General features: G+C 37.1%; 13 protein-coding genes. 12 read left to right on the top strand and 1 reads right to left on the bottom strand.

The window, feature by feature from the left end:
* The 11 genes from LJE12_RS03455 to LJE12_RS03405 all read left to right on the top strand — a co-directional run bounded on the left by LJE12_RS03455 (position 1) and on the right by LJE12_RS03405 (position 11,525).
* Positions 1 to 2,001: an AAA family ATPase gene (locus tag LJE12_RS03455; protein ID WP_227226371.1), complete on the top strand. Its 2,001-nt coding sequence runs from the start codon at positions 1 to 3 to the stop codon at positions 1,999 to 2,001.
* Positions 2,001 to 2,366 (top strand): hypothetical protein, encoded by a 366-nt coding sequence (locus tag LJE12_RS03450; RefSeq protein ID WP_227226370.1) that lies wholly within the window; start codon positions 2,001 to 2,003, stop codon positions 2,364 to 2,366. Before LJE12_RS03455 ends, LJE12_RS03450 begins: the two co-directional genes overlap by 1 nt.
* Before the next feature lie 6 nt (positions 2,367 to 2,372).
* On the top strand, positions 2,373 to 4,010 hold the full coding sequence (locus LJE12_RS03445) for a sigma-70 family RNA polymerase sigma factor (protein WP_227226368.1): 1,638 nt from the start codon (positions 2,373 to 2,375) through the stop codon (positions 4,008 to 4,010).
* A 330-nt stretch (positions 4,011 to 4,340) separates the two neighbouring features.
* Positions 4,341 to 4,523 (top strand): AAA family ATPase, encoded by a 183-nt coding sequence (locus tag LJE12_RS03440; RefSeq protein ID WP_055057485.1) that lies wholly within the window; start codon positions 4,341 to 4,343, stop codon positions 4,521 to 4,523.
* 77 nt (positions 4,524 to 4,600) lie between these two features.
* On the top strand, positions 4,601 to 5,089 hold the full coding sequence (locus tag LJE12_RS03435; protein WP_147419733.1) for a hypothetical protein: 489 nt from the start codon (positions 4,601 to 4,603) through the stop codon (positions 5,087 to 5,089).
* Positions 5,090 to 5,209: 120 nt separating this feature from the next.
* Positions 5,210 to 5,575, top strand: coding sequence for a PAS domain-containing protein (locus LJE12_RS03430; RefSeq protein ID WP_008703984.1), 366 nt, complete (start codon positions 5,210 to 5,212; stop codon positions 5,573 to 5,575).
* 108 nt (positions 5,576 to 5,683) lie between these two features.
* Complete coding sequence (locus LJE12_RS03425) at positions 5,684 to 6,487, top strand: SDR family NAD(P)-dependent oxidoreductase (protein ID WP_008703983.1); 804 nt, start codon at positions 5,684 to 5,686, stop codon at positions 6,485 to 6,487.
* A 151-nt stretch (positions 6,488 to 6,638) separates the two neighbouring features.
* Positions 6,639 to 8,228: an AAA family ATPase gene (locus tag LJE12_RS03420; RefSeq protein WP_008703981.1), complete on the top strand. Its 1,590-nt coding sequence runs from the start codon at positions 6,639 to 6,641 to the stop codon at positions 8,226 to 8,228.
* Between the two features lie 49 nt (positions 8,229 to 8,277).
* Positions 8,278 to 9,039 (top strand): inositol monophosphatase family protein, encoded by a 762-nt coding sequence (locus LJE12_RS03415; protein WP_020994056.1) that lies wholly within the window; start codon positions 8,278 to 8,280, stop codon positions 9,037 to 9,039.
* Positions 9,040 to 9,064: 25 nt separating this feature from the next.
* A complete protein-coding gene (locus LJE12_RS03410) occupies positions 9,065 to 10,423 on the top strand; it encodes an MFS transporter (protein WP_008703977.1) in 1,359 nt (452 codons plus the stop codon).
* 79 nt (positions 10,424 to 10,502) lie between these two features.
* Positions 10,503 to 11,525, top strand: a complete 1,023-nt coding sequence (locus LJE12_RS03405; RefSeq protein WP_008703976.1) for an alpha/beta fold hydrolase — start codon at positions 10,503 to 10,505, stop codon at positions 11,523 to 11,525.
* A gap of 119 nt (positions 11,526 to 11,644) precedes the next feature.
* Here LJE12_RS03405 and LJE12_RS03400 read toward each other — a convergent pair whose 3' ends face one another.
* Positions 11,645 to 12,985 carry an MATE family efflux transporter gene (locus LJE12_RS03400; protein WP_227226366.1) on the bottom strand — a complete coding sequence of 447 codons (1,341 nt, stop codon included), beginning with the start codon at positions 12,983 to 12,985 and terminating at the stop codon, positions 11,645 to 11,647.
* Positions 12,986 to 13,011: 26 nt separating this feature from the next.
* On the opposite strand from LJE12_RS03400, the gene LJE12_RS21025 reads away from it, so the two are divergent.
* Positions 13,012 to 13,164, top strand: coding sequence for a DUF6783 domain-containing protein (locus LJE12_RS21025; protein WP_349826270.1), 153 nt, complete (start codon positions 13,012 to 13,014; stop codon positions 13,162 to 13,164).
* Positions 13,165 to 13,273: the final 109 nt, after the last annotated feature.

The raw sequence follows: 13,273 nt of genomic DNA, 5'->3' as shown, positions 1-13,273 counted from the left end.
ATGCTTCATTTTGACAAATTGATATTGAATAATTTTGGTCCTTATAAGGGGCGACAGGTTATTGATTTTACATTAGAATCAGGTGTAACAATCTTTTGGGGTAACAATGGTAGAGGAAAGACTACACTGTTAAATGCGTTCAGATATGCATTGTTTGGCGTAATACAGAGACGTAATGGGCAGTTAAAGCATCTGAGTGAAATGGAAAATGAAGAAGCTAAGACTGATGGGCATTATGGATTTTGTGTTACCTTGAAGATGACAAACGATGATGATAAATATGAATTGACAAGGGAATTTGTTCCACGAAAAGGTGTCGTAAAACCGAATGGTGATGAGGATTATATCAAGGAATATTATTTGAAGAAAAATGGTTCAATTTTATCCCCATCTGATTGTGAGCATGAATTAAATGTAATTATGCCACAGCAGATTTCAAGATTCTTCTTGTTTGATGCAGAGTTACTCCAAGAATATGAAGAATTGTTGGAAGAAGATTCTCAAACAGGTGACAAAATAAAGAAATCTATTGAGAAAATTCTTGGTATGCCTGTATTACAAAACGGTGTTGTTGATATTGGATTTTGTTTATCAGATTATGATACTCAGCGTTCTAGGGCAGCCAGTCGTGATGATAAAACAATCCAGCAGGGCAAAAAACTGGAAGAATTGGAAGCAAACATCACGCAGCATGAGAACATTGTTAAAAAATTGAATTCTGAATTGAGTGAGCTTATCCAGAAAAGAAAAATTCTTGAAAGCCGTATGGATGAAACTGAAAAGTTGCGTTCATGGCTGACAGAACGTAAATCTGCACGTAAAAATTTGGAAGATGCTGAGAAGAGTCTGAATGAATCAATGACTTCATTGAGAACATGTATGAAAACAGCATGGAAAGGCATGTTGGCTACGAATGTAAGAGATATTCGTGAGGACTTGGATGATAAGATTTCAGAATTAGAGAAAAAGAAGCAAAATCAGGCAGTTGCAAGCAAGTTTATTCTTGAAATGAAGAAAGCAATACGTGAAAGAGTATGCCCTGTATGTGAGCAAGATATTTCTAAGGAATTGATTGGTGTATTACAGGAAAAAATCAATGATTCTAATTCTGAATTCAAAGGGTTGACAGAAGAAGAACGTAATGAACTGTATGCCCTTCAAGCTCAGAAAAGTGCTATTAAGAGTCTTGATGTAGAGGATAAGAAGTCTACTGTCAAAGTATTGGAAGATTCTATCGAAAAATATCGTATTAGAATTGGTACATTACAGCAACAAATTGATGAATTGGACGATGATATCAAACGAATAGGCGGTTCCGAAGACGAATCAGATATTGAAAATCTCACAAGAGATTACGCTGATGTCAAGGCTGAAATTCGGCTTAAAAGAGAAAGTATTGATAAAGAAATTAAGAAAATTTCTGAGTATAAAGCGAATAAAGACCAACTTTCAAAGAGTATTACAAAATTAGCGGCTGGTACTGATTATAAGATAGCAAATGCAAGATATGAATTATGTAATGAGTTACATGCTATTTTTGATGAAAGTAAGACAAGGTATCGTGAATATTTGAAAGAACAGGTTGAATCTGATGCGACTGCACTTTTTGTGAAGTTGTCAGGTGATAAAGACTATGTAGGACTCAAGATTAATGATAGTTATGGCTTATCCATTGTACATAGGTCTGGAAGACTGATTCCGGGGCGTTCATCTGGTTACGAGCATTTGGTTGCATTATCATTAATTGGTGCTTTACATAAAAATGCACCGTTACAGGGGCCTATTATTATGGATTCACCGTTTGGACGTTTGGACCCAATTCATAAGGCGAATATTGTTCGTCTTTTACCTGAAATGGCTGAACAGTCAATGTTACTGGCGTATACAAAAGAAATTGATGAACAAGTGGCTCGTCAAGAGTTAAAGAGTAATCTGTTGAAAGAGTATACACTTGAAAGGGTAAGTTCACTGCATACTGAAATCTCCGAAGGAGGGATATAATGGCTGAAGATATGACAAATATTGCTTTATCAGCACATGCATCAGAAGTAGCAAATAGAATGAAAGAATCAGGATATTTTGAAGATGCCTTGACAGCTGCAAAGTTTGCTATGTCATATGCAATAAAATATTATTTTGATGAAATTGATTGTGAAGAACTTGATAAAGTATATGATGCAAACGGAAATCATTACAATGTTGGTTCCGTTGATTCGGATAATTATGTTTCCAAGTTACTGACTTCATTGTACCCTAACTTAACGACGCCGTATCGCTATGCTAGAGTGCTGATGTGCTATGGCTTGAATAAACTTGGAGATATTATTGAAGAAGGACGTTTGTTCCCATTATCGGAACATATGTAATTACAGATGAATAATACTGAGTGTATTTCATATGCATTTAGAGAAGACCCTGCCACCATTATTACATTAGAAGATGGTGGGGTCCATTTTAAAAATGTATATCAGATTACGGCATTTAGAAGAAAATTAATTCGACCAGAATTGATTGATGCACCACTGTTTTTTTGTGATAACAATGCAAAGTATTATGGTCAATCAACGGACATCATGAATCAAATATTTGATGACAACATGTCTATAAAATATGATTATGCGGTTGTCGTAGATTCTCAAGTTGAATTTGAAGTAGATTATTCTATTTTGAATAAATTGTCAAAAGAATATATGCCGTCGAGAGACGCAGAGACATACCAACAGTATTTTAGTAATTATACAAGTGGTGTAATAGTTTTTTGTCGAGTCTATAAAATAGACAAATCAGTTGGTCAGGCATATTTACAAAAAGGAAAACAGGGAAGTGCTCAAGTTATCAAATTGTATGATAAATTTGGGTTGGAAACATCTATGGATGTTGGTGGTTTTGTTCCTGTAATTTCTGATAACAAATTTGAATATATCAAAGATGAAGTGATACATTTTTTAAAAACAGAGAATGTATTTATTTCTTTATATAAGAACAATTTGCAAGATAAAGAGCGATTAGATGCTCGAATAGAAGCTGAACGTGCATTGAAAAATATACATAATTCAAGGTTCGACTTTGATGAAAATCTTGAAATGGATATGGCACAATTAGATTATGATTTGATTTTTGATGAAGTGATTAGCATTTGTCCTAATATGAAACCAATCATAAATATGATTCGAAATATAAAAGCTGCTAGGTTTGGTGAGGCGGAACATTTGTTGAAACAACGATATAATAATGAAATAGGTTTACATGCAAAACAGCGTTTGTTTGATATGAATGTTCGTGTAGCTGTAAAAGATGCGTTGTATTTTTATAAAAGATATGGTGTGAATATAGAAGATGCTTTTCAGGAAGCATGTATTGGAATATTGACAGCAATTGAAAAATATACTGATAATGTTCAGGGACAGTTTGGAACCTATGCATCATGGTGGATGTATAGGTTAATGCAAAGAAATTTACCAATTTATCAATATAATACATATGTATCATTTTCCTATAAAGAAAAATTGTCACATATTGTTGATATGATTACAGATGAACTTGGCGATAATTTCGAAGTATTGAGTTGGAATGAGCTTGTAGAATGGATTCAATTATGTTCTGATGTATCAATTGAAGAAGCAAATTTTATTTGTAGTATTCTTGTTCATGCTGACAGTATAGAAAAACTGATAGAAGATGATGAAGAATTATTTTCTGACAATGGTGAACAGATGTGTTTTTTGAATGAACAGTTAACCATAAATAGTATTAACAGTGCATTGAATTCTCTTAATGAAAGAGAACGAAATATTATTAAAATGCGATATGGAATTCATGAGATGACTTTGAGAGATATTGGTAACAAACTTGGATTGACGAGAGAAAGAGTAAGACAAATCGAAGCTAAAACTATCATAAAAATGAAACGGTATATTCACAAATACAAATTGTTTAATGGCGTATATCGAGAATTTACTGAAGAAGAATTATATCCTGAAAAGTTTACAAAGAAGAAACAGGTAATTTAACAGAAATAGAAAAAATATACATATGATATGTTATACATAGATTAAAGAAATATTTATCGTAAGTAGGTAATATTCTGCTACAATCTCCTTAAAACTCAGGAGGTATTCTAAGTATACTGAGGGTCTGACCATCTAACTAACCGATAAATAAAATAATGAATTAGTAAAAAGTTGATGAAAAGTCTATAAATGTAATGTGACATTGGAGTTTAGCGCAATAGAGTTTGAATATTGTGGATCGCTTGAATTGTTGGAAGAATTCTTTCATAAATATATTAATATTAGAAGTTGTCAGTTATTAAGGATTAATCCTGAAACGAAGAAGTGGAATTGCTCTATGGCAACAAGGGCGAATTGCAGGGAAACCAGGTATTTGCTGATTTGCTGCCTCATCTGATCAGGGTAATAGAAAATGCCGGAATGCTGATCATTGATGAATTTGGCAATAGTCTTCATAATAAATTGGCTGAAAAAATTATTGAATTCTTTATGGAGAATGTTGCTTTACGCTAAAATGGTTTCATGCTATCATTGTTTTAGTAAAAAATTTTGATGGCATGAAGCTATTTTTGATTGGAGGCATGGAAGATTTGAACTTTAACTATTGTTATAAAATTACTTATGAATCAGGGGAAACTTATGACAGACGAAGAAATGAGCTGTCAGTAGAAATTTCAAAAGAAGACTATAAGAAAATTATAACAGGAGTATTACAGGAAAGACCGATTGATCAGATTGAAGGGATTTCGGATGTAATTGATAAAATGACGGAAAATGTTGAATTTGCGGATCGTTTTATGAATAAAAATGGTTCATTAAGAAAAACACCATTAAAGAAAAAAAGAGCTATTTCAAAACTTGAATTTTTTATTCCAGAATATGAGTATCGGCGATTAAAAAAGATGAAGGATCCAATAGAAACATTGGAACGCCCAGTGGAACATATGACTGTTTATCGGAATGATGGTTCCAGTGTGACTTTGACAGCGGAGAATGGACGTGTGAGTATTGTTGACTCCAGGGAGAAGAATGTAAGGCATATTATTGAGGCAGATTATTTTGTTTCGAAAATTTTGTAATAATTTATTATAAATACCATTGATGGTGTCCGTATGTATGCCAACGGATATTTAAAGATATTTGATGTGGATAGTAAACTATTAGACGAAAGAAAAAAATGAAAGGACATAAAAAAATATATGATTAGTTTTTATAAGAGTATTGTTGACCAGGACAGGGCTTCGATTGTTATATGCAACCTTAAGCATGAGATTATCTACATGAATCCGGCAGCTGTTAACAGCTATGCGAAGCGAGGCGGTGATAAACTTATTGGAAGAAGCCTGTTAGATTGTCATAATCAGGAATCCAGGGATAAAATACAGAAGGTAGTGGACTGGTTTGCGGCAGATGAGAGCCATAACCTTGTCTATACTTTCCATAATGAGAAGCAAAATAAAGATGTTTATATGGTGGCACTCAGAGAAGAGGGAAGACTGATAGGATATTATGAAAAACATGAATATCGAAACGCAGAAACTATGAAACAATATGATTTGTGGTGATGTTATGGCACAGGACGAATGGTGCAGGCAGTTATTCAAGAATGAGGAAATACGACAGAAACTCACCCGTGTGGTAAGAAGAAAAAATGGAATGAGGTAAGTAACAATATGGAATCAAAACAGAAAAGAACAGCTCTTGTCACTGGCGGAAGTTCCGGAATCGGACGATGTACTGTAGCAGCATTGAGTAAGGCTGGCTATATAGTCTATGAGTTCAGTCGCCGGGATGTTCCGGTAGAAGGCGTGAAGCATATGTGCGTAGATGTGACAGATGAGGCTTCCGTGCAGGAAGCCGTTGGGCAGATCCTTTTGGAAAGAGGAAGTATCGAGATTCTTGTAAACTGCGCAGGTTTTGGTATTTCCGGGGCGGTGGAATTTACAGAGTTAAAACAGGCGAAAGCACAATTTGATGTAAATTTTTTCGGAACTGTCAATGTAAGCAGAGCTGTTCTTCCTTCTATGCGCAGACAGCACAGAGGGCATATTGTCAATATCAGTTCTGTGGCAGCGGTGGCACACATTCCGTTTCAGGCGTTTTATTCAGCCAGTAAAGCAGCAGTGTCTTCTTATTCCTGCGCGCTTGATAATGAAGTAAGTCCTTATGGTGTCAGGGTAACAGCAGTAGAACTTGGAGATATTCATACCGGTTTTACCCAGGCCAGACAAAAGATAGTTTTGGGTGATGATGAATACGGTGGCCGTATTTCACACGGTGTCAGTCAGATGGAGAAAGATGAACTAAGTGGGATGTCGCCGGAGATTATTGGTACATATATTGCGCGAATTGCACAGAAAAAGAACTGCGCACCAATTTGTGTGGCGGGTGTGAAGTATAAGATTCTGAGATTCTTATGTAAAATTCTGCCGTGTACATTACGGGGAAAGATTGTTGGTTCTATTTACGCAAAATAATTGAGATTATTTTATAGAATTCCGATATAGCCCGGGTGTCTGGATATATAACAGTTTTTTTCAGCTTTACGTTAAAATAGTTTCATGCTATCATTATTTTATTAAAAATTTTGATAACGTGAAGCTGTTTTTTGATTGTGGGGTGTAAGGAATGGGTAGATTTGTAAATCCTGATAACAGTGCATTTCAGGTGGCACTGAATTCTCCGATATATGTGGATAAAACCGGATTGTTGGAATATACAAACAGCGTACTTAATACAACAGAAGCTTATATCTGTAACTGCAGACCACGCAGGTTTGGAAAATCATATGCTGCAAATATGCTGGCCGCTTATTATAGTAAAGGCTGTAATTCCGAAGAAATGTTTTCAGGGCTGGATATAAGCAGGGAATCCGATTTTAAGACGCATCTTAATAAGTATGATGTGATTCATCTTGATATTCAGTGGTTTCTGGCAAATTGTGATAATGTGGATAATGTTGTAGCGTTTATTACGAAATCCGTACAGGCTGAATTGAGAGAGATTTACCCTGGTGTTCTGCCTGAAGAAGAGATAAGTTTGTCGGAAAGTCTTTCGCGTATTAAAAATATTGTTGGACAGAAATTTATTATAATTATTGATGAGTGGGATGTTCTGATCAGAGATGAAGCGGCAAATAAAAAAGTACAGGAAAAGTACATTAATTTTTTGCGGGCGATGTTCAAGGGAACGGAACCGACAAAATATATTCAGTTGGTGTATCTTACAGGTATTTTGCCGATAAAGAAAGAAAAAACGCAGTCTGCATTAAATAATTTTGATGAGTTTACAATGCTTGATGCAGGAGTGATGGCGCCATATATTGGATTTACAGAAGCTGAAGTGAAGGATCTTTGCGAAAGATATCACAGAGATTTTGAGAAAGTAAAATATTGGTATGATGGTTATTTGCTGGAGGACTATCAGGTATATAATCCTAAAGCAGTAGTAAGTGTTTGTGTGCGGGGCAGGTTTAGAAGTTACTGGTCTGAGACTGCTTCTTATGAAGCAATTGTTCCTTTTATCAATATGAATTATGATGGTTTGAAAAACGCTATAATTGAAATACTTTCCGGTGCTTCGATTAAAGTGAATACAGCTGCTTTCAAAAATGATACGGTGAATATACAAAGCAAAGATGATGTACTTACGTATTTGATCCATCTTGGTTATTTGGGATATAACCAGAATAGAAGAACTGCATTTGTTCCAAATGAAGAAATCCGGCAGGAATTGACAATGGCGGTTGAAAGCAGAAAATGGAATGAGATGATTACTTTTCAGCAGGAATCAGAACATTTACTGGAGGCTACGCTGGACATGGATGAAGAAGCAGTTGAAGAGGGAATTGAGAAAATCCATACAGAGTATGTTTCGAATATTCAGTATAATAATGAGAATTCTTTGAGCAGTGTACTTGCAATTGCATATCTGAGTTCAATGGAATATTATTTTAAACCAGTTCGTGAACTGCCGACAGGACGTGGGTTTGCAGACTTTGTATTTATTCCAAAACCAGAATACGTTTCCAGTTATCCGGCGCTTGTCGTAGAACTTAAATGGAATAAGAATGTCAAGACAGCATTACAGCAGATTAAGGAAAAACAATATCCGGATTCAGTTCTGGATTATACCGGAGATATTTTGCTGGTTGAGATAAACTATGACAAGAAGACAAAAGAACATCAGTGTCTGATTGAAAAGTATGAGAAATTATAAAAGTATTGATAAAACGGAAACCATTTTCTATTGAGAGGTGACAGATAATATGGAACTAAAGGAGAAAACTCCACATACGATATTAAATGAAATAATTGAAGCGGCAAAAGAATGCGGACAGGTTATGCTTCAGGCGGACAGGGCGAATTTTGGCATTAAGGATAAGGCAGGAAAAGCAAATTTTGTTACGAAGTATGATTGCAAAATTCAGGAAATGCTAGAAAAAAAGTTGTCTGAGATTCTTCCGGAAGCGGAGTTTTGGGGGGAAGAAGAGGATTGCCAGATTAACAGAAATGCAGAATATATTTTTGTGGTGGATCCGATTGATGGAACTACCAATTTTATTAAAGATTATCATATGAGCTGTGTATCTATTGGATTGATTCGAAATGGAAAGAGATATATGGGAGTCGTGCATAATCCGTATCTTAATGAAACTTTCTATGCGATTTCCGGTGAGGGTGCATATATGAATGGAAATGCGATTCATGTATCGAAGGATGATCTGGCAAACAGCATTGTTTTGTTTGGTTCATCACCGTATAATACGGAGCTTGCGAAGGCATCCTTTGAATTAGCTTACGAATATTTTCAAAAATGCCTTGATATCCGACGAAGCGGATCTGCAGCACTTGATTTATGTGCCATAGCATCAGGAAGAGCGGAAATTTATTTCGAGCTTATTTTATCTCCATGGGATTTTGCGGCAGGTGCACTTATTGTTGAAGAAGCAGGCGGAATTGTGACGACTGTTGAAGGAGAAGAACTTCCATGCTTGGAAAAGAGTTCGATTCTTGCAAGAAATAAGTAGTAGTTCTGAAATCTGGAGGTGCACGGTGAAAAAGTTAACAACAGGGAAAATATGGCAGTTTGCAGCCGGACAGTTTGGATGGGCGATGTTGTCCGGGATTATTTCTAACTGGCTTGTATATTTTTATCAGCCGGATAAGACAGCCATCAGTCAGGGACAGACAGTGTTCATTCCACAGGGGCTGGTGGTCTTTGGCATATTTACTATTATTGGCGGAATTACAGCTTTCGGAAGGATTTTTGATGCTTTTACAGATCCAATGATCGCCTCTTTATCTGACAGATGTACGTCAAAGAATGGGCGAAGAATTCCGTTCCTGAAATGGGCATCTTTACCGCTGGCGCTTTCTACAGTACTGGTTTTCTGGTCACCGGTTAATAAAAACAGCTGGATCAATGGAGTGTTTTTGCTGATTATGATTCTGGCGTACTATCTTTCCATTACTGCGTACTGTACACCATATAATGCGCTGATTCCGGAACTTGGACATACCCAGCAGGAAAGACTTAATATTTCCACAGTCATTTCCTTTACATTTATTGCCGGAACTGCAGTGGCGTATCTGGCACCTACGATATGGGGGATGTTTATTCCTGCTTTTGGCAGAGTTGGTGCTATCCGTATGACCTTTACTTTGATGGCGGCTATAGCGTTTATCTGTATGCTTGTGCCGGTATTTTGTATCCGTGAAAAAGACTATGTAGATACGGTTCCTGCAAAAGAGTCAGCTTTTGGATCTCTTGCAGCTACTTTTAAGAATGGAGAATTTCGCAAGTTTGTGGCATCTGATATTTTCTACTGGATTGCACTTACCATGTTTCAGACAGGTCTTCCATTTTTTGTCACCAGTCTTTTGAAACTTCCGGAAACAATGACAACTTTGTATTTTGTGGGAATGACAGCGTTGTCTCTTGTATTTTATATTCCGGTAAATAAGCTTACTCCTAAACTTGGAAAGAAAAAGATGATCTTGTTTGCATTTGCAGTATTTAGCCTTGCTTATTTTTATACCGGATTTATGGGAAAAATGAGTTTTATTCCGGCATCGGTGCAGGGACTGATCCTGACAGTCGTGGCGGCTCTTCCTATGGCGATTTTCGGAATTCTTCCGCAGGCTGTTGTGGCAGATATTTCGCAGAGCGACTCGATTACATCAGGAAGCAATCGTGAAGGAATGTTTTATGCGGCGAGAACATTTGCGTTTAAACTTGGGCAGAGTATTTCTATGTTGATATTTACAGCAGTCTCGACGATAGGGGCAGCAGAGGGAACTGGTTATAGAGTTGCTGCTTTTGGGGCAGCAGTATTCTGTTGTATAGGCGGAATTATACTGGTATTTTATAATGAGAAAAAGATTAATGGGATTATTAACAGGCACCAGTGAAGATTATAATACAGGTATGTATCGAATGGTGAAAAGCAGATAGCAACAGAATTATGAAAAAGCAACAGGAGTACATATAATGGAAATAATACATGAGAATGAATATTTGTATAAAATGAATGATGAAATAGAACCATATCTTGCAACGCACCGTCAGGAGGGGTACATTTCTGGTGCAGAGGATCATCTGCATCGAAAAGACACGGGGATAGTGGGGAAAATTCATGTACAGCGCTACCTGGCAGAGAAGCCGAAAGGCGTGATTATAATCAGTCATGGCTTTACAGAAGCAGCGCCGAAATATGAAGAGATGATTTATTATTTTCTGAAGGCTGGATATCATGTGTATATGCCGGAACATATGGGACATGGACAAAGTTATTGCCTGACAGCAGATCCATCTCTTGTACATATAGATACCTGGAAGCGATATGTGAGAGATTTTTTGAAAATATGCCATGTAATTAAAAAAACATATCCTGAACTGCCGTTAGTTCTTTTTGCACATTCTATGGGTGGGGCGATTGGCACAATTGCAGCTGCATGGGAGCCGCAACTGTTTCAGAAGATTATATTGAATTCTCCTATGCTCCGCCCGCTCACCGGAAATGTTCCCTGGCCATTGGTGATTGCTATTGCACAGACGAAGTGCCTTTTGGGAAGGGAGGAAGACTATGTGGCTGGTCAGAAGCCTTATGATGGTAGTGAGACTTTCGAAACCAGTGGATGTACTTCCAGACCAAGATTCGAAAAATATAATGAGATGCGTAAAGAGAATAAAAAATTCCAGGTTAGTGCAGCTTCTTATGGGTGGCTTCTGGCGTCTGTAAAAATGAGTTGGTACATAAAATATTGTGGATGGAAGAAACTGACAGCACCTGTTTTGCTATTTCAGGCAGAAAGAGATGATTTTGTATCTGTAAACGCATTGAGAAAATTTGCAGAGAAAATTAATCATAGAGGAATTACTTCCTGCGAATATGTTTACCTGCCGGGAACCAGACATGAGACCTACCGCAGCGATGACAGGACGATGGAAATGTATTTAGATAAGATTATGAAGTTTATGGATTCAGGCATGGTATCTGACAGTTGTACGTGATTCGTATCTTAATGAAATTTTCTATGCGATTCATGTATCGGAGGATAATCAAATAATGGAAATGGTTTTCTGTTATCAGCATCTCTACTAAGAGAACTGATAACAGGAAACCATTTTTATTATTTGGCTGAGTTTTTATTTAACAGCCGGAAACAGATTACAAAAAAGATAATTCCATATACAGTTGTGATAGGTGTCGCCATTCCAACATAAGTCAGAGATGTTTCCGGTAATCTCGACATAATGATAGATACCGGAATTCGGATGCAGAATGCGGAAGTGATTCCCTGGATCATAATAGGAATACTTTTTCCACAGCCATTAAAATATCCGATACTGCTGAAAAGTACACAAGTCAGTATACAGTCGGCAGAGAAACCTTTCAGGTAAGCGGCGCTCTGCGCGATTACCTCGGAATCATTGGTAAAGAAAGAGGATAATACTCCGCCTCCGAAGAATCCTACCATAAAGATGATGATTCCAACGGAACATCCGGTAATAATTGCAGTGTAAAAACCCTTCCATGCCCGGCTTTTCTTTCCGGCACCGATATTCTGCGCAACAAATGCTGATACACTCTGCATGATAGAGGACGGAACCAGCATAATAAAGGAAACGATTTTCTGTGCAATTCCATATCCGGCAGATGGCATCAGACCCATCTGATTGATAACAGAATTTACGACAAGAAATGAAATCTGAACCGTTGTCTCCTGAAGTGCGATCGGTATACCTACGTTTAATATTTTTCCAAGCTCTTCTTTATAAATCCGACATTGTTCTCTGGAAAATTCTATAGGCATATCCTGCTTTCTTAATACAACGACAGAACAGACGACAGAGACAAACTGTGCAAATACAGTGGCAATGGCGGCACCCGCAACATCCATGTGAAATACTCCAACCAGAAGCAAATCTCCCAGAATATTTATGACACAGGCAATTCCTACGAATAGAAGTGGAAGGTTTGCATTTCCCACACCTCGCAGCACACCGCTGATTACATTGTATGCAATGATAATAACGATACCGGCAGAACAGATTCTGATATAAAGAATTGTTTTGTCAAAGGATTCAGCCGGTGCCTGTAAAAGATGCGCAATTCCTCCGGCGGCAAATTCCAGTACAAATGTCATGATGACAGCAATGATCAGAAAAAGAATGATCGTAGTTCCGACCGCATTTCCTGCTTCTTTTGGTTTTTGTTCTCCGATGTGATGCCCGATTATTACGGTGGAGCCCATTGCAAGACTTGTAATGATAAAAGTAGCCATCTGCATAAAGGAACTTCCTGTTCCTACTGCGGAAATACTCGAGGCATTTCCGAATTTTCCAACAATCAGCAAATCAACTGCGCCATACGCAGCCTGCAGGATCAATGCTCCAAGCACGGGAATGGCAAACCGAAGCAAAGATTGGAACACAGGTCCTTCTGTAAAACTTATTTCTTTTTTCGACATTTTTTCCTCCTGAGAATGTGGATTGAATGCTTCAGATAGTAACGAGTGTACCAACAAATTGTGACGCACATTTTACAGAAAGCATTTTTCAAACACACTCTATTGATTGCTTGTTATCTAAAGCATTTAGATATTATCAGTATAACATAGTTATTGCGCACATTCTACTGTCACGTTGATAACCTTGTAAGTCTTGGAGTTACTGTGTTACTGTTTACTCAGTGCCTTGTAACAATCGTTACTGTTCACTCCGTTCACAGTAACGTAGCCAAAATTCATTCCAGATTG

Origin of the sequence: Blautia sp. DFI.6.71 (assembly GCF_020593585.1) — a bacterium.
Taxonomy (GTDB): Bacteria; Bacillota; Clostridia; order Lachnospirales; family Lachnospiraceae; genus Blautia_A; species Blautia_A wexlerae.
The sequence above is the reverse complement of the archived record's forward strand: the minus strand, read 5'-3'. Positions and strand labels throughout refer to the sequence as shown.